This window comes from Streptomyces sp. R-74717 (assembly GCF_047305335.1).
Lineage (GTDB): Bacteria > Actinomycetota > Actinomycetes > Streptomycetales > Streptomycetaceae > Streptomyces > Streptomyces atratus.
The window spans coordinates 2,929,155-2,953,030 of record NZ_CP102361.1 but is presented as its reverse complement, the minus strand read 5'-3'; the positions used below and the strand labels follow the sequence as shown (position 1 = coordinate 2,953,030).

The window sequence follows — 23,876 nt, the reverse complement described above, 5'->3', positions numbered from 1 at the left end:
TCCGGGAGATGGCCGACTGGCCGACCTCTCAGGGGCCGCGCGTGCTGCTTATCAGGTTGGTCCAAGGGCCGCGGGATAGACTCTCAATGCCGCTGGTTCTGGGCCGGGCCAACTCTCATTTTGGAGTGGTCCAGTGGCCCGATGCGGGTGTGGCACAGACCGGTGCTCGTGCGTGATCGTCGCGGGCGAAGGCGTCGAAGTCGACGGCGCCGGTAGCCCCTCCAACCCTGTCGTGATCTCAGCGAAGCCAAAGCCGCTCGTAGTCGCCGACAGCAACTGCATCACCTTGAGCGGCGGCGGCACCACCGCGGCCCCGCTCATCGCGTCGCCGCGCCTGGACCCGAACCCGGGAAACCTCCTGAAGTGCGGCCCCGACGGCCTCGTTGTCGCCGGGGGTACAGGCGGCACCGTCGCGACCGGGTGCGGGCTGACGGGCGACGGAACGACCGGCAGCCCGGTGACGGCCGCGACCATGGCATGGCCGCACCCGTGCGATGTGGACGCGACGGCCGGTGGGGTTTACTGCGACAGCACGGGGGTGCTGCGGTCTGAGCCCCGGACCAAGGTCACTTACGCGGCGACCAACGGGAACCAGTCATACCCGGCGACAGCGGTGCCCGCAGGCGTCGATGTTGTCGTCACCACGAAGAGCCTGACGATCAATAACCCGGATACGTGTCGTCCCGCGCTCGCCTATGTCGACGCGAGTATCGACGTGGATTTCACGTTGCCCGCCAATTCGTCTGCGGTCGCTGGAATCGACACGGACGACATGGAGTCATTCGTCAATCGCGGCTCGTCGACAGCGAGCGCAGTGCACACCCAGGTCAACAGGGTGTGGCGGCGGAACATCCCGGCAGGGGGAACGCTGGTCGAACCGCTACCCATCACGATGGGCGGCGGCACCGGCGGCGCTCAGTACACCCGAATTCAGTGGGCCATTACGGCCCTTGTCATCAGCGTGTGAGGAAAGCCGACTCATGGACGAAGAGACACATTTCTACCGGCACGCTGACGGCTCGTACTCGTCGCAGACGTACGGCGGCTACGAGGGCACCATCGAGCCGCCTGAGGGCGCGGTGGAGATCACCGAGGCCGAGTACACCGAGGGCGTGGCCGCGATCGAGGCGGCGAACGCCCAGAAGGCCGCAGAGGAGGAGGCGGCTGCGCAGGAACGCGCGCGCCAGGACTACGAGGCCCTGATCGCCGCCGGCATCCCGCCGGAGACCGCCGCCCGCATGTCCGGGTACAACCCGCCCCACCCGACCGTGGGCAGCGCACAGAAGACGGGGAAGTAACCATGACCGCCACCCCTTCAGTCGGCCGGATCGTGCACTACACCAGCCACGGGACGCCGGGCGGTGAGTACAGCAAGGAGTGCCGGGCCGCCGTGGTCACGGAGACACACGGATCAGACGCGAGCGGGGAAGTCGTGTCGCTGGCGGTCCTGAACCCCGGTGGCCTGTTCTTCGCGCAGCGGTGCGCGCAGGGCGACCAGCTTCACGGCGAACATCCGCCGGGGGCGTACGGCGGTACGTGGCACTGGCCGGAGCGTGTGTGATGGGCCGCGCTCGTACGCCTGACGCGTCGGCGACGCACGTCTCGTACCGGTTCACGGTGGAGCTGACTGACTACCTCGAAGCGTGCCCCGGCGCCAGGCTCATGACCCGGGACGAGGCCCGGGAAGCCCTCGACCACGTGCTGTACGAGGGCGACAAGCACACCGCTTTCACCCTGCACCTCGTCGATGAGGAGGCCCACCATGGCTGACCCGCTTAACCCCGACCGGTTCGTGTCCGTCCTGCGCGCTGAGGGTGTCCGCGTCGTCGAGGTCGGCAACTGGCGTACCCATAACCGGAACGGCAGGGGTGCGTGGGGGCCGGTGAACGGGGTGATGATCCATCACACCGTGACCAAGGGCACCGCGGCCACGGTCGGGATCGTGCGCCACGGGTACGCGGACCTGCCGGGCCCGCTGTGTCACGGCATGATTGCGAAGGACGGGCGGGTACACCTGATCGGTTACGGCCGCACGAACCATGCCGGCCTGGGGGACGACGACGTGCTCCAGGCGGTCATCGACGAGGAGCGCCTGCCGTCGGACAACGAGGCGAACACCGACGGGAACCGGCACTTCTACGGCTTCGAGTGCGAGAACCTCGGCGACGGCAAGGACCCTTGGCCTGCCGCCCAGCTCGAAGCGATCGAGAAGGTGAGTGCGGCGATCTGCCGTCACCACGGCTGGGGGTCCGGCTCGGTGATAGGCCACAAGGAGTGGCAGCCCGGCAAGGTCGATCCGCGCGGCGTCGACATGGACGGGATGCGTGACGGCATCGGTGTCCGTCTGGGGAGTAAGCCGAAGCCGAGCCCGCCGAAGCCTCCGGCCCGGCCCGCGTTCCCCGGCCGTGACGCGTTTGGCCCTGGCAAGTCGAACGCCTCGATCAAGGTCCTCGGCGAGCAGCTGGTCCGCCGCGGCTTCGGCAAGCACTACCGGGTCGGGCCGTCGAAGTCCTGGGGCGAGGCCGACCGCCTCAACGTGCGGGACTTCCAGCGCTCCCACAAGCAGCTGAGTGGCGACGCCGACGGTTACCCCGGCCCCCTCACATGGCACATCCTGTTCTCCTGAAAGGCATCTGACGATGTTCACTTCCGCTTTCTGGCTCGCCACCGCTGAGCGCACCGTTCGTACCGCCGCTCAGACCCTCGTCGCGACGCTCGGCCTCGACACCGCTGGCGTCCTCGATGTCGACTGGGGCCAGGGTCTCTCGCTCGCCGGGAGCGCCGCTCTCCTGGCCGTCCTCACCGCGATCACCACGTCCGGGACCGGCGACGGGCCGGGGATCACTGAGACGGTACGGACCCGCACATGACTCCGGCGGGTGGCGACCGGGTCGCCGTCGAACTGGCCGAGATGCGCGGGGAGATCCGTACCGGGTTCGCCGAGCTGAACGGCCGATTGGACCTCGCGCTGCAACGGACCGCGGCGACCGAGTCGGACATCGACGCGCTACAGGATCGAGTCGCCGCCCTGGAGCGCGGGCGCTGGCCGCTCCCGGCGATCGCCGCGGTGACCGGCGTCGCCGGGGCGGCAACCAGCCTCGTCGCGATCTTCCGGTGATCCACTGCAGCCTGATCGGCCGGACAAGTCCTAACCGGGAAAGACGTGGCGCACGTTTTCGTGGCCCTCGTTGACGACGATGACGCCGAGGGAGCCGAAGAGGCTCGAAGCCGATTTGGCACAGTTGTCGCGATCGATGAACTCACCGAGATCCGCGAGACGTCAACAGCGATTTTCGAAGGACCTGATTCTCTCGATGAGCCTTCGTGAATACAGAGAGCGGGCCCGCCTTCTGAGGCCGGCCCGCTCTTTCCACCGTCTCTACTCAGCGGGGCTCCGCTTGAGGTCTGTTCGCTCCCCTTGCAGCGACCTCCGGCCGGCGAAGTACGGGCGCGCGACGCGGTAGTCGACTGCGCTCGACCGTAGATCGATCATTCCCGGCGGTTCCGAAGATACCCCGCACCACGGGGTAGTTGTGGCGATTGCCTCGCAGCGGCACCCCACTTCGGCGCTGCATGAACATACCTCCTAGGGTCTGTGCCGCCAGTGATCCCCGCTGGCCTCATGGCCGCGCCAACTGGGTGTTGGCCACAGTCACAGGAGGAAGTCCGTGATCAAGACCCGCTCTCTCAAGCGGATAGGCACCCTCGCAGGCACCCTCTCCGCCGTCATCCTCCTCACCATCACCCAGGCATCCGCCGCCTCCGCCGAAACCGAACGCGCAACCGCCACTACTTACTCTGATGAAGCTCAGTGGGTGAAGTGCGCCAACACATATGACAATGGCAACATCGTGTACCAGGCCTGCTTCTCCCCCGGCGGCGACTGGTTCCTAATCTACGACGGGGTATCGGACGGCTCCTCCGCCGTCGTGGACTGGGAAGTCGGAGACCGCTATGGCGCCATCTTCAACGCTGACGGCAAATCCACATACCGCTACAAGAACAAGAACTTCACCGAGAGCGCCACAATCCGCTTCCGCGTCTGCAAGGGCCACTGGGATACCAAGCTGATCACTGCGGGCACATGCTCCGGCTGGGTGAGCAACCTCACCTGACGAGACCCTCGATGAGCCGGGTGCGATGCCGTCTGCCCGCACGGTTCCTCGACACAGTGCCTGTACTCCAACCCTGGAGTACGGGCACTTCACTGAACTGAGCCGCATAGCGAGTCGCCACTCTCAGGCGGGATCCCATTAGCTAGGGCTCTGCTGGAGTCGTTCACGGCGCGTTACGCCGAAACCCGCCCCGATCACACCTTCCCTGCCATGCTGGGAGCAGATGCCCCGCCGAGCTCCCCCGTATTGGCGGGGCCTCGTCAATGCTGGGGACCTGGTGAGCCACTGCCCTTACCCGCCCTCGTAGCGGGCGGTGTCGGTCCCGGCCGCTAGCGTCAGTCCTGTCCGTGCTGCGCTACTCGGACCTGTGCGCCCCGTCCAGCGTGGAACCTGGACGGGGCGCCCCATGTCCAGGGTGTGTCCGGACACGCTGTCCGGGCACTGTCCGCGCTGATCACGGCTGGTGTCCGAGGCGGGGGCGGACAGTGTGTCCGTGCCGTTGTCCGGGGTGTCCGCGCGTCCGGACACGGTGTCCGTTGCGCGCAATGAGGCAGCCAGGGCCAAGATCTGCAATCTGTCGCAATCGCCGCACGAGCGTCGGCTATCCGTCGCATCCTGGTTGTCCACCCAGCGCAGATGGAGGGCGACATGGCGCTCAGGGTCATCGGCACCACCAGCGACGACGGTGATTGCCCCACTCTTTACGAGGTCGAGGAGACCGGCGACATCGTGGTTCAGGGCGACAGACTCACTGACCCTGAGCACCTGGAGCAGCTCCGCGACGTGAAGCCGTCGGAGACGTTCGTAGTGATCCCTCGGGAGCTGCTGACCCGCTTCGCCCCCAAGGAGTGACGTGCCGGACCTGATTCCGTTCAAGGAAGCCAAGCACTTCTTTGAGGACTTCGAACACACTGCCTGGCGCCTGGAGACCCGCCAGGGCTATGCATCTGACAGGAACGGGCCGAACTGGGGCCGTTGGCGGAGCGGTGAGGATGTCAGCCAGGACCCGCCGGACGCCTGGCGTCGGAATGTGGCAGCGAAGACAGCGGCCGGGGCGCGGTTCGAGCGGGTGCGCCTGGTCGACGATCCGCCCACTCAGGGGCAGCAGTTCCTGCTTGCGCGAGCCCCCAGAAACGTGGCGGCCGGTGAGGACATCCGTAACCTGTACCGATCGGATGCTGTTCGGCTCGGCTTGCCGGACTTCGATTTCTGGCTGTTCGACTCCCGCACCGTGATGCGCTTCGTATTCGATGAGGACGACACCACTCTCGGTGTGGTTCTCACAGACGACCCGGTCGATGTCGTGGCAGCGTGCCAGGCCCGGGACGCCGCTTGGCATCATGCAATCCGTACCGCCGACTTCGCCAGGGCGGTACGTTCCAGCGTGTGAGCACCGACTTTCAATCCGCCCGGGTTGCCCTCGGCGCGCGACTGCGCGAGCTGCGTGCCGAGGCCGGCCTCGACGGTAAGGGCGTGGCCGAAGTGCTCGGCTGGCAGCGCTCGAAGGTGTCGCGGCTAGAGAACGGGAAGCAGACCCCTTCGGCCGCCGATCTCATGGCATGGTCGCAAGCGGTAGGCCGTCCCGACATGTCCGAGGAGTTGAAGGGCCGCCTGGCCGGTCTGGAAACGCAGTACCGCTCGTGGCGTCGGCAGTTGGCCGGCGGGCATCGGGCTCGGCAGGAAATGGGCGTTGCGGAGACTGCGGCAACTCAGATGATTCGCGGGGTGGAAGTCTCCCGCATTCCTGGTCTGTTCCAGACGGCGGACTACGCCCGGCACGCTTTCCAGGCGAACTCGGAATTCCGGCAGACCCCTCGGGATGTCGAGGAAGCCGTACGGGCCCGCATCCGCCGTCAGGATGCCCTGTACGAGCGGGGACGCCTGTTCCGGTTCATCGTCTGGGAGGGCGCCCTCCACGTCCTCACTTGCCCGCGCGAGGTCATGGCTGCACAGCTTGAGCGGCTCGCAGGGCTAATCGGCCTCGACACCGTCGAGATCGGTGTCATCCCGTTCGGCGCCCAGTTGCGGCGAGCGCCGACCCACGGTTTCTGGATCTACGACCAGCGGCTCGTCATCGTCGAGACGATCAACGCGGAGATGTGGCTCGACGACGAGGAGAACATCGCCCTGTACGAACGGGCATGGGACTGGCTGGCCGAGGCCGCGGTTCACGGACCGCAGGCGCGTCGGCTGATCGCCCGAGCGAGGGCCTCGCTGGACCTCACGTAAGCAACCAGATTCAATCCGCCGGCCCACGCGCGCAATCCGGCGCAATCGACGGGCGCGGTTGCCACCGATGTCTCTACGGTGCTGGTCATGGCCCCACGGACACGCAATCCGGGCTCGGAGTGGCTGGCTCTTTCCGCCCCGGACCCGGTGGGAATTCATCGGGTATGGGCGCAGGACCAGCTCGCCCAGCTTCCTTCAGGTCGGCTGTGGCTGGCGGTTGAAGCCGACCTCATGCGGTCTGTCGCCGCGATGCAGCGCATAGGGCCGGACCGTCTCGGCCCTGTGCTCGTCTACCCGTCAGCTGACCTTGCATGGTGGCTCGTGCCTTGTGGGGCTGAGGACGTGCTGGCCGACCTCGGACGGCTCACTGTCCGCGCCAGGGGGTGGATGCTGCGGTGTCCGCCGGCTGAGCGGTACATCGACGGCCGGGGGTGGCTGGAGAAACCTGACGGCTCTGGTGACCTCACGGACCCGGCCGCGCTGGGGGCCGCGTTCGGGCCAGGCGGCAGCCTGCGCTTACCGGCGGAGGCGTTCTGTTGACGGCGCCCCTGGCGGAGTTACCGCCCGTCGAGTCAATGTCGGCGTCCCAGCGCCGCGGCGCCTCCTGCGTATGGTGCGCCGTCGAGCTGACTGCCACGACCGCCGTGGACCTCGGTGCCCGTCCCGAGGGACCGGGGTCGTCCGTCTTCATCTTTCCCCGACGCTGTCGTACCTGCCCGAAGGAGCCGATGTGTCAGTGACGCCAACCAGCCGATCCCTGCGAGGGGATGAGGCGTACGACGTCCTCATCGGCCATACCTACACGTGTACGTCGTGCCGTGCGAAGGCGCCCTGTCCCGCAGTGGTCCGGCTCACGCGGGCATGGCGGGAGGCCCGCCGATGAAGACAGAATCGACGAACGTCATCACCTGCCACTGCTGGGACATGGACCCGAAGACCAAAGCACGGTGCACCCTTCCCCCGGGGCACAGTGGTCCGCACTACACCCCCTACGTTCGCCAGTCGTGGGACCGCCCCGGAACCACCTGGCGCTGACTCCCGCTCGCAGCTGATCGCGCCGACCAGCTGCGGGCGGGGCACGCCCGTACCCGAGGCCGGCGGTGGCCGGGGTGCGGGCGGGACAACTTCCGCCCGGACCTGGACAGACGGCCCACGCCGTCGTCCAGGCGATCAGCGAATCGTGGATGAGGAAACGCTCGTGACCAGGCATACCGGCACGCTGGACCTGCTGACGTTCAACCTGACCAACCCGTCGAGGGAACAGGCCGAGCGGCAGCTGGCGTACCTCGCGGCCCGGCCGGAGCCGGTCCTCGTCCTGACTGAGACGGCCGACAGCGCCGGATGCGACCTGCTGGAGTCCCGGTTCAGCGCGGCCGGGTACTACGTCGTGTTCCCCCGCCCGCCGCGTCCCTCGTCGACGGGGACGCCTCGTTCCTGGCTGCTGTCGGACACCGGACGTACGGTGGACGCATCCACGTGCTGCTGCTTTCAGGGGTTTCTACCAAAGCATCACAATGGCGGACGCCATAAGCAAGAAGCAGAAACCCCAAAGTACGATTGGGCCCGACGCTCCCTTGAATTCGACGATACCGAAGAACTTCATTTCGATCCGGTCGAATCGCGCCTCCAGGAGGACAACGAGGATGAAGGGTAATAACGCAGAGGAAGGAAGGCCGATGACTGCGGCGAAATGCTGCTCGAATATTCCCATGATCCAGGGTTCTTGACGCCACATGGCGATGATGACGGGCAGGGAGACCGCTGCTGTTGTAAGGAGAGCGCCAGCCGCACAGATCAGAGTGATCAGGTCTCGGTAGCGTCGTGGCGGAGTGTTGGGAGATGATGTGGCTGTAGATGTTCGGTTGGTGTCGGGCGTGACTGTTTCCGGCGTTGAGCTGGCCCCGTTCGTCATTGTCATGCCGCAAGGGTGTCCGGAGCCTGGGAGCCAAAAACAGACGTTCATGCATCCGTTATGGAAGTGGCACCTCATGGCGGCAATACCCGACGCTCTGCCCTGAGAGCTGGCTGGCCCGCCGGGGTATTGCGGTTTTCCGGTTCGGCTCCGAGTGTGGGCACTGTGACCAGCGCGTATGCCGTTCACCCCGTGGGTGACAACGAGCACCAGGACGACGAGTTAAGGGCTGTCCCGTAACTCTGACAGCGACCGCACGACATCCGATTTGATCCCGAACGCGGCTTCTGCGTTCGAGTGGCAAATCCGCATGAACGGGGCCGTGTTGCCCCCTTCGGTGACCGCGGATGGCGGCACCGTCAAATAGCGGGACAGCCCTTAGTGCTGTGACCGCATAGGTTCACCGGTTTGGCACGAACATCGGACGTTATCCCGTTGCTGTTGCTTCCGTCAGTACGGCAGGGTCTGCGTCATGCTTGAACTACGCACTTTGGAATCAGACGACTGGCCGATCTGGCGGGAACTGCGGCAGGCAGCCCTGGCAGAGGCGCCCTACGCGTTCGGGTCGACGCTTGCCCAGTGGCAGGGAGCCGGTGATCGCGAAGACCGCTGGCGTGCCCGTCTGGAGATTCCCGGCGCGCACAATGTCGTTGCGGTAGTTGACGGTCGTCCTGCGGGGATGGCCAGCGGCGTTCCAGTTGAGCATGCAGAAGACAGCGTTGAGCTGATCTCGATGTGGGTCAGTCCCGCGGCCCGGGGCAGAGGGGTCGGCGACTGCCTGATCCGGGAGGTTGCACGGTGGGCTGCAGAGCGAGGTGCCAAGTCTCTGCGTTTGTCTGTGATGCCGGACAACAAAAGGGCTGCCGCTCTCTACGAGCGCCACGGGTTCACGGACACCGGTGTGCCGGGTGACCTTCTGCCTGATGGCACGGGCAGCGAACAGGTCATGGCCAAGGACCTGACGAACAGCTAGGTAGATCACCGGCTCGCTTGGTCATGCAACCACGGCGAGCGGGCGTCCGCCCCAGCGGATGCCCTTCTCGCTGCGGATGCGAGCGCGCTCGCGGCGTTCGGCGGCCAAGACGTCGCGGTGGCGGGCTGGTGGGCCCGTCGTGTGACGCGCGTCTCCGAGATGTGCCCTCACCTGGGGCAACTCCTTTCACTCCCCGAACGTCAACGGCTCAGTTCTGTTACACCCCAACGGCTGTGCCCCCGAGCCGGAAGGGAGCCTCGGGGGCACAGCGGAGGGCGGGTCAGGTGGTATCAGAGGTGGTAGAACTTCTCGGTCGGCCGCCAGGGTTCCGGCATCGGGGGCAGCTTGCTGAACGTCGGCAGAGGGACCCGTTCGGCCCGGGGCGCCGCGTCCTTCCCGGTCTCATCTGCGGCGGCGGCAAGGTCCTCGGCGACTCCGGCCGGTGTCCACTGGTGTCCGTCCCACTCCTGGATGCCGCGCGGCGCGTCAGGGGCAACGTGGGTTCCCTGCTCCGGCTGGCCGCCGAGCGGGGTCGCCCGGCGCTCCCCGGGCATGGGGCGGCGCTGCTCACGGCGTGCTGCCCACTCGTCGAGGGGTTCGTCTTCCACGGGGGTGCTCCCTCCTTGTCGGATCTCGTCCAGTCTGCCGGGTCGGCGCCAAGGCCGGGACCCCGTACGGGGTTACAGCGTCACTGACCACCCGTCGCGCGACAGAGTCGTCTCACCGTCAGGGGTGATGGTGACCCGTGCCCCGTAGACGGGGAGTTCACCCCGCTCCAGCCACTGGCAGCGGATGTTCTCGAGGTCGTCGTAGAGGCGGCGCGGGCCGCTCTGGTGCACGGTCGCGGTGTGTTCGCCCGGCCTGGTGCAGGCCCGCGCCCAGGACCCGTCCGTGTGCAGCATCCACGTCAAGCGGTTGCCGTCGTCATCGGTCCCGGTGCGGTGTTCGATGCCGGGCGTCGTGAGCGACAGCATCGAATACACCTCCCAGGCCTGCATGACGTCGAGCACGGGAAACGATGACAGGGTGACCTCCTCGCCGTCCTGGCCGACGGCCTTGGCGAACACTTCGTTCAGCGCGGGCGGGTAGTCGTCGCCGGCGCGGGTGGCCATGAACGAGCCGCGGTCCCACTCCACGCGTCCCGTCGCGCCGCCGTCCTCGGTCTTGTCCGCGGTGACGATCAGGCCGGTGCCCGCGATCGTGGTCACCAGGCGTCCGCCGGGCGTGAGCGCGGTCAGCCACGTGGCCGGGATGCGGGGCATCGAGACCATGGACACGATCCGGTCGAAGGTGCCGGGCAGGTCGTCGTCGCCGGCGTCCGCAGTGACGACGACCGGGTGCCAGCCGATGCGGTCGAGGCGTTCAGCGGCGGCCTGGGTCAGGTACGGGTCGACGTCCAGCGTCGTCACCAGGTCATCGCCGAGCCGTTGGCAAGTTAGGGTCGCGCTGTACCCGGAGCCGGTGGCCAGGTCCAGCAGCCGTACGCCTGGGGTGAGACGGCCGTGCCGGAGCATCGTCACAACCAGACTCGGCAGAGTGGACGACGATGTGGGGTGACCGGTGACGGGCTGGCCGGTCTCGGCGTGGTCGGCGTGCACGGGCCCGATGCGCGTGACCAGCGTGGTGTCCGAGTAGGCGGCCGCCGCCCATACCTTCTCGTTGGACGGGCCGTCGACGGCGGTCCATCCGTGTGGGCCGGGGGTGAACTGAGGTGACCCCTGTGGTGTGGACACACCTGACAATGGATCTTGCTGATCCTGGAAGGTGTAGATCTACGTGGCACGGCCCTCGAAGTACAGTGCGGAGTTCCGGTCCGACGCGATCGCGTTGTGGCGGGCTTCGGCCGGCAGGCGGACGTTCAAGGACGTCGCGGCTGATCTGAACGTCAACCCCGAGACGCTGCGGACCTGGGTGCGTGATGCCGACGGTCGTCCAGTCGCCGCAGGCGCGTCGCAGGACACCGAGGCCGAGTTGGCCCGGCTGCGGGCGGAGAACGCGCGGCTGGCCAAGGCGGAGAAGGAATGACAGCTGGAGCGGGAGATCCTGCGTCGGGCAGCGGCCTATTTCGCCCGGGAGATGAAGTGAAGACCGCCGCTTGGGACTTCGTCTCCACCCACGCCGAGATGTTCGGCATCAAGCGGATATGCCGGGTGCTGGAGGTCTCCCGCTCGGGCTACTACCGGTGGATCACCGGCGCTGAGGCGCGGGCGGGGCGGCAGTTCGAGGAGGACGCCCTGGTCGAGGAGATCCGCGAAATCCATGCCGAACACCGCGGGAACTACGGCGCGCTTCGAGTCCATGCCGAACTGCGCGGCTTCGGCCACACGGTCAACCACAAGCGCGTGGCCAGGCTGATGCGCAAGCACGGCATCGTCGGCCGTCACCTGCGGAAGAAGAAGCGCACCACGATCCCGGACCGCCTCGCGCCGCCAGTGGCGGACCTGGTCCAGCGGGACTTCACCGCCAGTACGCTGGACGAGAAGTGGTGCGGCGACATCACATATGTGCAGGTCGGAGCCGCGTGGCTCTACCTCGCTTGCGTCATCGATATCCGGTCGCGCCGAGTGCTCGGCTGGCCGATGGCCCCGCACATGCGGGCCGAGCTCGTCATCGACGCACTCCAGGCCGCGGTCGCGACCCGCGGCGGCAACGTGACCGGAGTGATCTTCCACGCACCGCGGATCGCAATACACCTCGGCCGCGTTCGCCCAGGTCTGCGACCTGCACGGCATCCGCAGAAGCATGGGCAGGGTCGGCTCCAGCTACGACAACGCCCTGGCCGAGAGTTTCTGGCAGGGACTGAAGCGAGAAACGATGCACAGGAGAGTGTTCGTGACGATGTCTCAGGCGAGGCTCGAGATATTCCGGTGGCTCACCTACTACAACGCCCGACGCCGACACAGCGCGCTCTCCTACCTCTCCCCGATGGAATTCGAACAGCACCACCACAAGACAGCTAAACTCTCACTCGCAGCATGAACCCCTGTGTCCACACTCCGGGGGTCACCTCAGCCCTGCGCAGCTTGGAGGTCGCCGAGAAGGCCTACGCGCGAGCTGACCGGGAAGAGGAACGTGCTCCCTGGATGGCGTTCTTCGACCGAGCGGAACTGGATGGCCTGTCTGCCCTGGTTCTCGGCCGGCTGGGGAAACACGCAGAGAGCGAAGCCCACCTGCACCGCACTCTGGCGCGGCTACGCCCCGAGTACCGCCGAAACCGCACCTATTACGGGTTGAATCTCGCTCTCAGCCAGCTGGCCCAGGGCGAGCTTGAGCAGGCCTACGCGACAGTGCTTCCCCACCTGCCTGCACCGGGCAAACGGATGACTGGGCGAACAGGGAATCTTCTGGAACAGTTTGGCCGGGGGCTGACCCGCACAGCTTCCGGATCCCGCATCGCGGTCGAGTGGGCCGACCGCCACGCCGAAGGAGAAATACACCGGTGACGGTCGACGTAGTGCACTACACCGCCGAGGACCTGCCCGACATCCGGCGTCACATCCTTGATACTCACGTGGAAGTCCGCCAACGCGACTTCGGGCTCACAGGCCCCTTCTACGACGTGGACCGCTTCGACGAGCGGCTGTCCGCGTACGCATCCCGGCCCGGCTGGACGGCAGTGCTGGGGTACGAAGACGACGGTGTCGTCGGGTTCTGCTTCGGAACGACCCTGGCGCCGGACACCAAGTGGTGGGGCAGCATGCTCACGCCCCTGCCTGCCGCCGTGATGGCCGAAAACGGGAAGCGCACCGTCGCGCTAAACGAAATCGTGGTGCGTAAGGCGTGGCGGGGTCGGAGCGTCGCGTGGCAACTGCATGAGGCGTGGCTGACTCACCGGACTGAGGAGCGCGTGACGCTGCTCGTCAACCCCCTCAATGGGGACGGTGCTGTCCAAGCTGTCTATGAGGCGTGGGGCTACCGCAAGTTGGGCGACCAGCAGCCGTTTGCTGACTCGCCCGTGTTCTCGGTCATGCTGCGCTCGGTTGCTCCGGCTGAGAACTAGAGAGTGGGGTAGTGGCTCGGGTATGGAGCCACATTGCGAGCGGTCAGCACCTGCACCACGACACGGTCGGCGAAGGAGCCGAGCTTGGGAATCACCGGGCTCTGTGCCCCCTCAGTAAGCTGACCAGCGGGAATGGGTGCCAATGGGAACCCTGGAGCTCGTCTTGGCGCCCGCGGTTGACCGTGGCTCCCCGCCTTGTCGGGCACGGCCACGGTCACTGCCGCAGCCGTCGTCATCTGGCTCCGGTCGTGAGCAGCCTCAGCGGTCTGGAAATCGGGACACGCCGAGCAGGACGCTTCCAGCGAGGAAGAGACCAGCACCCACTGCCATAAGCGAACGGAGAGCGTCCCCTGACGAGGTGAAGGTGAACACACTGAAGAAACAGCAGAGGCCGCTTCCCGTCAGCACTTGACCAAGCCCATGAGGCACAGGACGCAGGACCTGGGCTCGCTCCCACGGATGGATCCATCCGGTGAGAAGCTCGACCACACCACTTATCGCTACAGCCAGAGCAAACGCGATGAACGCGCCCAGCACCACATACTGCATCACGCCTCCCCGGGGCCATCGTGGCACACCAGCACGCCAAGGCAGGAGTCCTTCCACCGCGGAAGCGGTGCAGCCGTCACTTGCTGAGCCCCTCAAATGCCCGACCATTCCATGGTCGTCCGGACAGGACCTAGGCGATACGCACCCTCGTCCTTTGCCCGCGGAGCGTGCACGGGCACCTTGCCGAACGGGTCATGTTGGGCGTCCTTGGCGGGGCGCACGTGCACCTTCCGAGCCCCTGTGGCGCGCGGCGATGTCCTGGGGGCGCCAGCATGGCGCCGCCTACCGACTCTTGCAGACCGAGGTAGGCGGTACGTCAGACCGCCTCTGCGCGACTGAAGGGCTTACGTCGCTTGGGTTCGTCAACCAGACGGTTGTGTGACCTGGCCTGGTGCAGCGCCGAGCACTGACAGATTTTTGGTCAGCTTGGCGGCTGGTGCGGGCTCGTGGGCTACTGGAGCGAATACCCGCAGGTCAAAGCCTGCTTCGTTTTCGCCTCATCCGTGGTGCTCCCGTGGGAGCACGAGTGTGCGCTGAAACGGCTTGAGGCGGGCCAGGACGGGTCAGGACGGGCCGAAGCGCTGAGAGTCTGTGCAGGTCAGAGGAAATGCGCAGGTCAGGGTGCTGCGAGGGGCCCACTGTGCGGGGGCTCCGGCCGTTCCTGCGTATCTACACCCCGATCGGAGTTCTCGCCGGGGTGGCCGGCGCTGCTATCGGGGTGCTTGCGCCGCTCCGTTGAGGCCGCCGCCGTATACGGGCGATGTCAGAGCTCTGCGTAGGGTGCCCGCCGCTCGTGTCTTGCGATGCGGGCACCCTGAGCGGGTTCGTGCGCAGGCGTTATTGCCGGTCCAGGGACGGAGTTGTCACTTGACGTAGACGCTGGTGCGTGGCTGCCGCCGCTCGCTGGCGCCCGCTGTACCTATGCTGCCGACTGCCTGAAGGAGCCGATGCGTCACTGACGGAAGCCGGCCGTTCCATGCGCGGGAATGAGGCCTACCTCGTCCTCATCGGCCATACCTGTGCATGCGCGTCGTGCCGCGTGAGGGCGTCCTGCCCCACAGCGGTCCTGCTCACGCGGGCATGGCGGGAGGCCCGCCGATGAAGACCGAGTCGAGCGACGTCATCACGCATTGCTGCTGGGACATGGACTCCGAAACTGGCGCGCTGCACTCTTGAGCCCAATCACGAGGAAACGCAGGACCACTTCACGCCATACGTGCGCTCCTCGTGGGACCAGCCAGGCAGGTCCCTGCCCGCCAAACGACTCCCGCTCGCAGCTGACGGTCGCGCCGACCACGAGGTACGACAAGCGGGCCTACGTCTTCTACGGCACCGTCACCGTCACCGCGATCCGGCTCTGGCTTCGTCCGTGATCCGCCGGACAGAACCTGGCGGTGAGGCGCTCGAAAACCAGTGGAGCAGGGCCGCTGTGCGCCATTACCGTGCTGCCGAACCAAGTCGTCTGGTCAAGGACGTGCCGTTGTACACCCTGTGAGACCTCCCGAGCGCTGAATCGTCGCGTGTCGCGCATGTGCGCCGCGCTCCTTTTTGCTGCGGACTTCTCACTGAAACCGGTGTACTTCTGTGCTCAAAAACTGGGTGGTCGTGCCCACCTGCCTGCCGCTCGTTCTCCGCCGTTGCCACGCGTGCGCGTCCGAGCGCTTCCGGGCAAGCGGTAAATTTCGCGTCAACGCAAACCACAAGCTCATCGACGCCTGGCTCCTCGCGCTCTGTACCGCTTGCGGGGAAACTGCAAAGCTCACGGTCCTGGGGCGGATCAATGTGCGCTCCGTACGACCTGAGCTGCTGGACCGGCTGCATGACAACGACCCTGGCCTGACAGCTGAGCTGCTCCAGGATCCGGTCGTGCGGCGCCGTAATCGCATCGCCCTCGACTGGGACAACGCCTGGCGCCTCGACACCGGCGGATCGGATCACCTGGACCGCGAGGTGATCGACGTCTCGGTCCGCTTTGCGGCGCGGATCCCTGTCCGGCCGGTGCGTCTGATCGCTGAAGGTTGCGGTCTTTCGCGGGCCGAGGTCGAGAGACTGATCACGGAGGGGAAACTCGTTTCGGCAGTCCGGCTGAGCGGCAAGCTCTCCGGCGACTTCACCTTCACGCTCAAGCGCTGAGCCCTCCTCGGGACCAGGGGCCTGTCCGGCAAGATCCGCCGGACAGGCCCAGATGACGGCTCGGTGAGCATGGCCAGGGCGTCGACCTCGACCCGGAACCCGGCGTCCTACTCCTCCGGCTCCCAGGCCTGAAGCAGGTCGAAGAGACCTCGGTCGCCGTCGAGCTGCAGGGAGTCCACCGGAATACGGCCGTACAGGGTGAGGACCAGCTCACCGGCCGTGCCCCGGGCAGAGGCGGCGGCCGCGTCCGGGTCCTTGCCAGCAGCGGTGGCGGGCATTGTGCCGGGTGTGGGGAGACGGGTGATCCGTGCGCCGTCGGCGGAGAGCGAGAGGCGCCAGGAGCGGCCCTCGGTGGCGTGGAAGTCGACGGCAGCGGGCTTGTGCGGCCAGGCACTCGTCGTTGCACAGCAGGTGGACAGGAACTCGTCGACACCGTCGAGTGCCGCCTCGTCCGGCAGAGGCTGCGGGGCACCCAAGGTGACCTTGGGCGTCGTACGTGTGCACCGCGATCTCCTGGAGCTGGTGCCGAGCGACGGCACCGGACGTCTGCGGCGACTCCGACGTACCCCACCACGTCCAGCAACCGCGATCCGGGCCGGCGCGTTGCAGTTCGGTGCGATCGGTGGTGCGGGTTGGCCGCGGCCCCCGGGATCGCGTCGTTCGTCGGCTCACTGGCTCGGGCGGTCGGGACCGTCGCCGCGCTGCGCGCACTGATCGGCGGCGTAGTCGTCGCGACCTCGGTCACTTGTGGAGGTCCATGTCATGCTGCCTGTATGCATGGCATGGACACTCGAACCACACCCTCAGAGCATCACTGGGTCTTCGGTTTGGAAGAGATCCCCGCAACGAATGTGGATGCGACGGGGGAGCCGGTCCACGTTGCTTCCGCGTTTGCCATGACCGTCATTCGAGCTCCCTACGGCACACCAGAGGCCCTGCGCTGGGCTGCGGAGGAGATCGTCGACCGATGCGGTCCCCCCGGGGCCGCATCGGCGGTCCTGTTGGCGTGGCTTCAGTTGGAGGCCGGGGACGAAAACCAGATGGGATTCGAGTCCTGCGCTCTGAAGTGCGACGAGGAGGAGGGCCTGATTCGTCTGGAGGCCCACTTCGGCCAGTGGGAGAGCCTGGCCGTCCCGGTTGCTGAGGTTCGTCGGATGCTGATCGACATGATGCAGTTCGTCACGATGGAGTCCCGTGGCCCCCTGCCGAGCCGGCGCATTCACCGGCTCGGCGCGGAGAGTTGGTCGCAACGACGGCTGAGCCGGGAGACTTGACGGTCGCCAGTCGGTGGCGTGGCCCGTGCCCTGGACGAGATTGCTGACAGAACCCAGTTCGGCGAGCGGCGGGCCGGGGGTGAGCCGGGGCCGCCGATCGTTCGGTGTTCGGGGCACGACGGCCGGCCAGCGGGCAGTCCCACCCTTGTGGCGTCCGACCGCAGGTCAGCGCGCATCCGCCTGGGGATCCAGCTGAGCAACTCCGGGGTCGGCCCGAGCAGGGGGTGGAGACCGCTGAAGATCCTGCTCTCGCTGTCGAGTTCGCATCGGATCACCGGAAAACATCAACCGGCGTGAACCGATGCAAGGTGGGCGCGATTTCAAGATCTTCAGGGCACTTCCAGCCAGCTAGTCGGGCAAGTGGTAGATGGCGAGGGCCGCGGTGTCGTCGTGGAGGTGGTTGTTGCTGTAGATGAGGAGATCGTGGTGGAGGCGGTCGAGGAGTTCCCGGGGCTGGAGAGGACCCCAGGAGAGGACACGCTGGCGGAGGGGGTAGAAGGCTCCGGTGTGGTCGCGTGCTTCGGTGACGCCGTCGGTGTAGAGCAGCAACTGGTCGCCGGGACCGAAGGGGTACTCGTCGACCCGGTAGGCCTCTGTGAGGAGCATGCCCAGGTTGAGGGGCGGTGCGGGGTCGGCCGTCTCCAGCTCAGTGACGCCGTCGGAGCGGATGAGGAGGGGCGGGGGGTGGCCGCAGTTGAGGATGCGGACCACGTGACGGCGGGGGATCTCCGCGAAGACAGCGGTGACAAAGCGCTCGCCCACGTCGTTTCCGGCCAGGCGGGCGGCCCTGCGATTCATGCTCGTCTCCGCCCGGCGGGCAACGGCGGCGAGGTCGGGTTCGTCGTGGGCGGCCTCGCGAAAGGCGCCGAGGAGGGTGGCGGCCGTCTCGACGGCGGGGAGTCCCTTGCCGCGGACGTCGCCGATGACAATGCGGAGTCCGTACGTGGTGGGGACGGCCTCATACAGGTCACCGCCGATGCGTGCTTCCGCGGCGGCGGACAGGTAGAGGGCTTCAACCAGAATGGGGCCGATGCGGTGCGGGACCGGGCTGAGCAGGACATGCTGCGCGATCTCGGCCACGAAGCGCACGTTGGCGAGGGTGCGTTCCCGGCGCACGCGGTGGGCAGCCAGGATTGTTCCGAGGACGCCGACCACAGCGGTGCTCAGGTAGGTGGCCACGTAGTGGCGCTCCCACACGTAGCTCACCGGGCGGCCCGCGCAGCACGGGGTGCCGGCCAGGACTCCTTCGAAGGCGATCGCGAACACGGTGACGCCGGCGACAACAGCGGGGCCGTGGGCGAAGGCGGCGATCACGGGGAGGGCGATGAGCAGGAAGCTCACCGGCCACTGCACGGGCGTAAGGGGTTCGAGCACCAGGATGCCCGCGATATAGAAGGCGGGCAGCCAGCGCATCCACGCGGGCGCGGCCGGCACCTGCGGGCCCCCACCGCCGGGCTGCGCTGCCCAGCCACTCGCCGCCCCGGGGCGGCCCGGCCACCTCACTGCTCACTCCGTCGCAGAGCGAGCGGCGCGAGCACGGACGCTGCCCGGTCGGAGGACGGAGCCGCCGTGTGGGCCTGCATGCGGACGGTGCTCCTGGCGGCTCCACTCAAACAGCCTGTACACGCGGGACTCCTGGCACATGACGTGGGCAAGACGTCCATCCTGCTGCCCCGCAACGCTTCGGGCCGTCCATTGCTCCAGCCAATGGCATGTCAGGACCTTCGTGAGGGTTGGCCCGCCGGGACCGCCTGGAAGGCCGTACATGTCGGGATCGTGCCCCAGTCCTGCCTGGCCGGGCCATGACCACCGTGTGGCCGCGCCCGTGTGGCGATGGCCGCACCAGCGCGGACGCGCACGCGTACCCGCAGGTCAGAGTGTCGTGGACACGGCCCTGTGCCACTGAGCCGCGCCTCCTGGGGACCGTCCGGCGAGTCAGGAGCGGAGCCGGAGACGTACGGCAGTAACGGTCACGGTGCCGAAAGACGTACGCCGTCGAACTCCGCGTGGAAGCGCTGTCAGACGCGTCGGTATTCGGCCTCTGGCAGCGCGACCACGGGAGAGGCGGGCGGTCACGGGCTCGCCGTGCTCTCGCTTCCGGTGGCCGACGAGCTGCCGGACACGACCGCGGTGTGGGTCTCCGCGCCCCGTCCGGTCCACCGGACCGAAGCGCTCCACCCGAGGAATCCGGACGACCGGGTGCGCGCCGCTGTCACCGCGCTCATGCACTCCTGAGGCACTCCGGGCCAAGCCTCAGTGTGTCGTGATCTGGTCGGGTTCCGGGGCAGGTGCGGTCGCATGGCCACCGGCCTCGACAACACCGGGATCTCCCGTGCACTGGACATCAGCCTCTCCACGGTCAAGAACTGCATCACCAGCATCTTCGACAAGCTCGCCGTCCGCGACCGCGCCCAGGCGGTCATCGCGGCCTACGAATCGGGCCTGGTCACTGCCCGCGCGGCAGCCGGGGACCTGCCCGGCGACGGGCACAGCGGAACAAGATCCCCTCGCCCTGCACCCGGATCGTCACGGCACGAGACGAGACACCGACCCCAGTTCTGAAACACGACCTACGAGGGGCCCGCAGTGCGGGGGCTCCAGCCGTTTCTGCTTCCCCCGCTCACGGCGTGACCGCCGTGTCACTGCGGGGCTGGCCAGTGGAGTGGCTCCAGACCCGATCGGCGTCCGGGGGATGGTGGGAATGCCGGTAATCGGGTACATCAGGACAAGTAGCACCGGTTGGTACGGCTCGGCAGGCGCCATGCGCGCCCCGCGCGGACCGGCCGCGTCCGCCCACCCCATAACGCGGCGAGGTGAGCTCCTCATGTCCGCACCATCCGCTCCGAAGAACACACCCAAGGTCACCGAGCGTGAAGCGCGCCAAGTGGCCGAGGCGGCGCGCGAACAGGACTGGCACAAGCCCAGTTTCGCCAAGGAACTCTTCCTCGGGCGCTTCCGGCTCGACCTGATCCATCCGCATCCGCTGCCGGCCGCGGACGACGTCCGGCGCGGCGAGGCGTTCCTCGCCCGGCTGCGCGACTTCTGCGAAACCATGATCGACAGCGCCCTCATCGAGCGTGAGGCAAGGATTCCCGACGAGGTGATCAACGGCCTCAAGGAAATCGGCGCGCTCGGGATGAAGATCGACCCGAAGTACGGCGGCCTCGGCCTCACCCAGGTCTACTACAACAAGGCCCTCGCCCTGGTCGGCTCCGCCAGCCCTGCGATCGGTGCACTGCTCTCCGCCCACCAGTCCATCGGCGTACCGCAGCCGCTGAAACTCTTCGGCAGCCAGGCACAGAAGGACACCTTCCTGCCCCGGCTGGCCAGCACCGACATCTCGGCGTTCCTGCTCACCGAGCCGGACGTCGGCTCCGACCCGGCCAGGCTCGCCACCTCGGCGGTTCCGGACGGACCGGACTACATCCTCGACGGTGTGAAGCTGTGGACGACCAACGGTGTCGTCGCCGACCTCCTCGTCGTGATGGCCCGCGTCCCGAAATCGGAAGGCCACAAGGGCGGCATCACGGCCTTCGTCGTCGAGGCGGACTCCCCGGGCATCACCGTCGAGAACCGCAACGCCTTCATGGGCCTGCGCGGCCTCGAGAACGGCGTCACCCGCTTCCACCGGGTCCGGGTCCCGGCCGCGAACCGCATCGGCCCCGAAGGCGCAGGGCTCAAGATCGCCCTCACCACGCTCAACACGGGACGGCTCTCCCTGCCCGCCATGTGCGTCGGCGCCGGGAAGTGGTGTCTGAAGATCGCCCGCGAGTGGTCGGCGGTCCGTGAGCAGTGGGGCAGGCCGGTCGCCCGGCACGAGGCCGTCGGCGCCAAGATCTCCTTCATCGCCGCAACCACCTTCGCGCTCGAAGCGGTGGTCGATCTCTCCTCCCAGATGGCGGACGAGAACCGCAACGACATCCGGATCGAAGCGGCCCTCGCCAAGCTGTACGGCTCCGAGATGGGCTGTCTGATGGCCGACGAACTGGTCCAGATCCGGGGCGGCCGGGGCTTCGAGACAGCCGCGTCCCTCGCCGCCCGCGGCGAACGGGCCGTCCCCGCCGAACAGCTCCTGCGCGATCTGCGGATCAACCGGATCTTCGAGGGCTCCACCGAGATCATGCATCTGCTGATCGCCCGTGAGGCCGTCGACGCTCATCTGAAGGTCGCGGGGGACATCATCGACCCCGACAAACCCCTTTCCGCCAAGGCGAAAGCGGGCGCGAACGCGGCCGGCTTCTACGCCCGCTGGCTGCCCAAGCTCGTCGCAGGGCCAGGACAACTCCCGCGTACGTACGGGGAATTCAACCCACCCGGACACCCGGACCTGTCCACCCATCTGCGCTATGTCGAACGCTCCGCCCGCAAGCTCGCGCGCTCCACCTTCTACGCCATGTCGCGCTGGCAGGGCCGGATGGAGACCAAGCAGGGCTTCCTCGGCAGGATCGTCGACATCGGCGCGGAACTCTTCGCGATGAGCGCCGCCTGCGTCCGCGCCGAACTGTTGCGCTCCTCAGACGACCACGGCCGCGAGGCCTACCGGCTCGCCGACACCTTCTGCCGCCAGTCCCGCGTCCGGGTCGAGGAACTCTTCACCCGCCTGTGGTCCAACACCGACGACCTGGACCGGCGCGTGGTCGACGGCGTCCTGTCCGGTGCGTACACCTGGCTGGAGGAAGGCATCATCGATCCGAGCGGCGAAGGCCCGTGGATCGCCGATGCCGATCCATCTGAAACCCATCACCCGAACCTCAGAAGGGTCATCCGGCCGAGCTGACACCCGCGCAAGCGAACAGGCCGCTCGGCTGGGAACCCGGCCGAGCGGCCTCCTCGCTGATGTGTCTTCTGTGGGCGCAGCGGTGGAGACAGGGTCGTGCCGGGCGGGCGCAGACGGGCCTGTCCTCACCGTCCAGAGATCCTCATGTGCACCGTGAGACAAGGCCTCCGGCAGTGTTCCACGGCAACCGCTCAACCGGGCATGCCCCCACGCCCGGACAGCAGCCGAAGCGGAACCCGCCTACGTGGGGCACGGCAAGAGCGCGACGAGGCCGGTTGCCGCCCCGGCTGCACCGGTCACCGCGGCGACCGCCGGGAGCGGCCGGCGACCACGCTCCAGGACGCCGGCCAGATCCTGTAGCCGGGTCCGGACAGTCCCCGTGAGCCCCGGCCCGTCACCGCCTCCCGGACGCAGTGATCGCGGTGAGGACCGCCAGGAGCGCGGCGCCCCCGTGGGTCTGCGCGGCGGTCCGCACAGTGCGCTCCGCCGTCGCGACCCGGAACGTGGCAGTGAAGATCGACGCCATCAGGTCTCCCTGGTGTTGATGTTGACGTCGATGACGGCCCGCTCGATCGCGGCCTCCACCGCGGCGACGATGGTCTCGGTGTCGGCGCCCGTGCCGACCTGACCGGCGAGCGCGGTGATCGCGGCGGTCTGGGCGGCCATCCGCCTGTCCATGGAACGGATGCGGGCCTGCATGTCCTTCAAGATGGACTGCGGCTGCCACGTGGGGTTCGTCCCGTGGTCTGCCGCGTCCGTCGGGCCGCCGATCGCATCGGTCTTCCAGACGGCGTCGAAAATGTCGCGCTTGGTGATCCCTGCCATGGGGTCCTCCTCATTCGGGTTCCAGCTCGCGGGGTGCTTCAGCCGCTCAGCCACATCGGCGCGGAGCTCGGCCATGGTGAAACCACGGGGGTCGACCTTGTCGTTCGACCACTCCAGGTGGCCGATCACGGACTTCGCCGACCAGCCGTGCGCCCGGCACAACGCCGCCTGCACCCGGACGATCGCGTCGTACTGCGCCTTGGGCCACGGGTCCTTGCCGTCGCCGAGGTTCTCGCACTCCCAGCCGTAGAAGCGCGCGTTGCCGTCGGTTCCGTTCGCGTTGCCCTTCGTCGGCGGGGTCGGCCGGCTGCCGTACGACTCGGCGATCACCTGCTCCAGAACGCGCTGGTCACCGCCGCCCGCGTGATTCGCGCGGCCCCAGCCGACCATGTGTACCCGGCCGTCCTTCGCAATCATCCCGTGGCACAGCGGACCGGGCAGGGACGCGTACCCGTCCCGGACCATGGCCACGGTCGCCGCGGTCCCCTTGGTGACCGTGTGGTGCACGATGCTGCCGTTGACCGGACCCCATGCACCCTTCGAGTTCCGGTTGTGCGTACGCCAGTTGCCGACCTCCACCACGCGCACTCCCTCGGCACGCAAAGCGGATATGACCTGTGCAGCGGACATGGGGTTTGCCATGCGATTTCCCTATCCTGCGGTGTAGATGACGTTGCGGAACATCCCCTTGATAACCGTTCTGCCCCTCGTCGGTCTCTTCTACCTTTTCCACCCGGACGTACGGACCCCGCCACGTGGAATCCGCAGCGGTGGCTGTGCACTTCGTGCCCCCGCCGACGGTGCGCGTCCACGTGATCTGCGTCGGCGTCACTGTCAGCACATGGCTGTTCCACACGCCCGCCGCGCCGGTCGGACTGGTCTGCGTGGCCGGCACACGGCGTCAGCGCTCCTTGTCCCGGACCGCTTCCACGGACGGGACCTCGTACCCCGACAGCCGGGCCGCGGTGGCCTCCGGAATGCCGGACGCCACTCCCGGGCCGTCCGTCAGGGACAACGTCCACCGCCCCGTTCGCCGAACCGCGGACCACCGGGCGGGCGTACGTCCACTCACCGGACGTACCCCGCCCG

At 67.5% G+C, this 23,876-nt stretch carries 24 protein-coding genes and 5 pseudogenes; 22 read left to right on the top strand and 7 right to left on the bottom strand.

What is annotated here, in order from left to right:
• Positions 1–172 precede the first annotated feature (172 nt).
• From NRF20_RS13140 to NRF20_RS13080, 13 genes are all read left to right on the top strand, one after another.
• Positions 173–967 carry a hypothetical protein gene (locus tag NRF20_RS13140; RefSeq protein ID WP_413752614.1) on the top strand — a complete coding sequence of 265 codons (795 nt, stop codon included), beginning with the start codon at positions 173–175 and terminating at the stop codon, positions 965–967.
• A 13-nt stretch (positions 968–980) separates the two neighbouring features.
• Positions 981–1,298: a hypothetical protein gene (locus NRF20_RS13135; protein ID WP_413752613.1), complete on the top strand. Its 318-nt coding sequence runs from the start codon at positions 981–983 to the stop codon at positions 1,296–1,298.
• Positions 1,299–1,300: 2 nt separating this feature from the next.
• Positions 1,301–1,561, top strand: coding sequence for a hypothetical protein (locus NRF20_RS13130; protein ID WP_413752612.1), 261 nt, complete (start codon positions 1,301–1,303; stop codon positions 1,559–1,561).
• Positions 1,561–1,770, top strand: a complete 210-nt coding sequence (locus NRF20_RS13125; RefSeq protein ID WP_413752611.1) for a hypothetical protein — start codon at positions 1,561–1,563, stop codon at positions 1,768–1,770. Before NRF20_RS13130 ends, NRF20_RS13125 begins: the two co-directional genes overlap by 1 nt.
• Positions 1,763–2,626 (top strand): peptidoglycan-binding protein, encoded by an 864-nt coding sequence (locus NRF20_RS13120; RefSeq protein ID WP_413752610.1) that lies wholly within the window; start codon positions 1,763–1,765, stop codon positions 2,624–2,626. The genes NRF20_RS13125 and NRF20_RS13120 overlap by 8 nt, the downstream gene beginning before the upstream one ends.
• Before the next feature lie 13 nt (positions 2,627–2,639).
• Complete coding sequence (locus NRF20_RS13115; RefSeq protein WP_413752609.1) at positions 2,640–2,870, top strand: holin; 231 nt, start codon at positions 2,640–2,642, stop codon at positions 2,868–2,870.
• Positions 2,867–3,118, top strand: a complete 252-nt coding sequence (locus tag NRF20_RS13110; protein ID WP_413752608.1) for a hypothetical protein — start codon at positions 2,867–2,869, stop codon at positions 3,116–3,118. Before NRF20_RS13115 ends, NRF20_RS13110 begins: the two co-directional genes overlap by 4 nt.
• Positions 3,119–3,668: 550 nt before the next feature.
• Positions 3,669–4,115, top strand: a complete 447-nt coding sequence (locus tag NRF20_RS13105) for a hypothetical protein (protein ID WP_413752607.1) — start codon at positions 3,669–3,671, stop codon at positions 4,113–4,115.
• 648 nt (positions 4,116–4,763) lie between these two features.
• A complete protein-coding gene (locus NRF20_RS13100) occupies positions 4,764–4,967 on the top strand; it encodes a hypothetical protein (protein ID WP_413752606.1) in 204 nt (67 codons plus the stop codon).
• Between the two features lies 1 nt (position 4,968).
• Positions 4,969–5,505, top strand: a complete 537-nt coding sequence (locus tag NRF20_RS13095) for a DUF6879 family protein (RefSeq protein WP_413752605.1) — start codon at positions 4,969–4,971, stop codon at positions 5,503–5,505.
• On the top strand, positions 5,502–6,344 hold the full coding sequence (locus NRF20_RS13090; RefSeq protein WP_413752604.1) for a helix-turn-helix domain-containing protein: 843 nt from the start codon (positions 5,502–5,504) through the stop codon (positions 6,342–6,344). Before NRF20_RS13095 ends, NRF20_RS13090 begins: the two co-directional genes overlap by 4 nt.
• A 1,198-nt stretch (positions 6,345–7,542) precedes the next feature.
• The gene (locus tag NRF20_RS13085; RefSeq protein WP_413752603.1) at positions 7,543–7,998 is read left to right on the top strand and encodes a hypothetical protein; all 456 of its coding nucleotides are present in this window, start codon (positions 7,543–7,545) and stop codon (positions 7,996–7,998) included.
• A 730-nt stretch (positions 7,999–8,728) separates the two neighbouring features.
• Complete coding sequence (locus NRF20_RS13080) at positions 8,729–9,229, top strand: GNAT family N-acetyltransferase (protein WP_398635141.1); 501 nt, start codon at positions 8,729–8,731, stop codon at positions 9,227–9,229.
• Positions 9,230–9,250: 21 nt separating this feature from the next.
• On the opposite strand, the pseudogene NRF20_RS13075 reads toward NRF20_RS13080, so the two are convergent.
• From NRF20_RS13075 to NRF20_RS13065, 3 genes and pseudogenes are all read right to left on the bottom strand, one after another.
• Positions 9,251–9,355, bottom strand: a pseudogene (locus tag NRF20_RS13075) (integrase); the annotation flags it as partial.
• Between the two features lie 164 nt (positions 9,356–9,519).
• Entirely contained in the window at positions 9,520–9,837 is a 318-nt protein-coding gene (locus NRF20_RS13070) for a DUF6087 family protein (protein WP_398635140.1), read from the bottom strand.
• 72 nt (positions 9,838–9,909) lie between these two features.
• The gene (locus tag NRF20_RS13065) at positions 9,910–10,962 is read right to left on the bottom strand and encodes a protein-L-isoaspartate(D-aspartate) O-methyltransferase (protein WP_413752602.1); all 1,053 of its coding nucleotides are present in this window, start codon (positions 10,960–10,962) and stop codon (positions 9,910–9,912) included.
• A gap of 43 nt (positions 10,963–11,005) precedes the next feature.
• Here NRF20_RS13065 and NRF20_RS13060 point away from each other — a divergent pair.
• The 5 genes and pseudogenes from NRF20_RS13060 to NRF20_RS13040 all read left to right on the top strand — a co-directional run bounded on the left by NRF20_RS13060 (position 11,006) and on the right by NRF20_RS13040 (position 15,911).
• Positions 11,006–12,208, top strand: a pseudogene (locus tag NRF20_RS13060) (IS3 family transposase).
• Between the two features lie 104 nt (positions 12,209–12,312).
• The gene (locus NRF20_RS13055; RefSeq protein WP_413752601.1) at positions 12,313–12,672 is read left to right on the top strand and encodes a hypothetical protein; all 360 of its coding nucleotides are present in this window, start codon (positions 12,313–12,315) and stop codon (positions 12,670–12,672) included.
• Entirely contained in the window at positions 12,669–13,229 is a 561-nt protein-coding gene (locus NRF20_RS13050) for an N-acetyltransferase (RefSeq protein ID WP_398635133.1), read from the top strand. The genes NRF20_RS13055 and NRF20_RS13050 overlap by 4 nt, the downstream gene beginning before the upstream one ends.
• Positions 13,230–14,016: 787 nt before the next feature.
• Positions 14,017–14,160: pseudogene (locus NRF20_RS13045) on the top strand (GNAT family N-acetyltransferase); the annotation flags it as partial.
• A 1,202-nt stretch (positions 14,161–15,362) separates the two neighbouring features.
• On the top strand, positions 15,363–15,911 hold the full coding sequence (locus NRF20_RS13040; RefSeq protein WP_413752600.1) for a DUF1062 domain-containing protein: 549 nt from the start codon (positions 15,363–15,365) through the stop codon (positions 15,909–15,911).
• 107 nt (positions 15,912–16,018) lie between these two features.
• Here the strand turns inward: NRF20_RS13040 and NRF20_RS13035 are convergent.
• Positions 16,019–16,520: pseudogene (locus tag NRF20_RS13035) on the bottom strand (maleylpyruvate isomerase N-terminal domain-containing protein); the annotation flags it as partial.
• 173 nt (positions 16,521–16,693) lie between these two features.
• Here NRF20_RS13035 and NRF20_RS13030 point away from each other — a divergent pair.
• Positions 16,694–17,185: a hypothetical protein gene (locus NRF20_RS13030; protein ID WP_398635012.1), complete on the top strand. Its 492-nt coding sequence runs from the start codon at positions 16,694–16,696 to the stop codon at positions 17,183–17,185.
• A gap of 348 nt (positions 17,186–17,533) precedes the next feature.
• Here NRF20_RS13030 and NRF20_RS13025 read toward each other — a convergent pair whose 3' ends face one another.
• Positions 17,534–18,688 carry a PP2C family protein-serine/threonine phosphatase gene (locus NRF20_RS13025; protein ID WP_398635013.1) on the bottom strand — a complete coding sequence of 385 codons (1,155 nt, stop codon included), beginning with the start codon at positions 18,686–18,688 and terminating at the stop codon, positions 17,534–17,536.
• 582 nt (positions 18,689–19,270) lie between these two features.
• Here NRF20_RS13025 and NRF20_RS13020 point away from each other — a divergent pair.
• From NRF20_RS13020 to NRF20_RS13010, 3 genes and pseudogenes are all read left to right on the top strand, one after another.
• Complete coding sequence (locus tag NRF20_RS13020) at positions 19,271–19,420, top strand: hypothetical protein (RefSeq protein ID WP_398635014.1); 150 nt, start codon at positions 19,271–19,273, stop codon at positions 19,418–19,420.
• Between the two features lie 63 nt (positions 19,421–19,483).
• Positions 19,484–19,639, top strand: a pseudogene (locus NRF20_RS13015) (response regulator transcription factor); the annotation flags it as partial.
• 370 nt (positions 19,640–20,009) lie between these two features.
• On the top strand, positions 20,010–21,962 hold the full coding sequence (locus tag NRF20_RS13010) for an acyl-CoA dehydrogenase family protein (protein ID WP_398635015.1): 1,953 nt from the start codon (positions 20,010–20,012) through the stop codon (positions 21,960–21,962).
• A 394-nt stretch (positions 21,963–22,356) separates the two neighbouring features.
• Here the strand turns inward: NRF20_RS13010 and NRF20_RS13005 are convergent, their stop codons facing one another.
• Both NRF20_RS13005 and NRF20_RS13000 read right to left on the bottom strand, forming a co-directional pair.
• On the bottom strand, positions 22,357–22,488 hold the full coding sequence (locus NRF20_RS13005; RefSeq protein WP_398635016.1) for a hypothetical protein: 132 nt from the start codon (positions 22,486–22,488) through the stop codon (positions 22,357–22,359).
• Positions 22,488–23,429 (bottom strand): N-acetylmuramoyl-L-alanine amidase, encoded by a 942-nt coding sequence (locus NRF20_RS13000; protein WP_413752599.1) that lies wholly within the window; start codon positions 23,427–23,429, stop codon positions 22,488–22,490. Before NRF20_RS13000 ends, NRF20_RS13005 begins: the two co-directional genes overlap by 1 nt.
• Positions 23,430–23,876 lie beyond the last annotated feature (447 nt).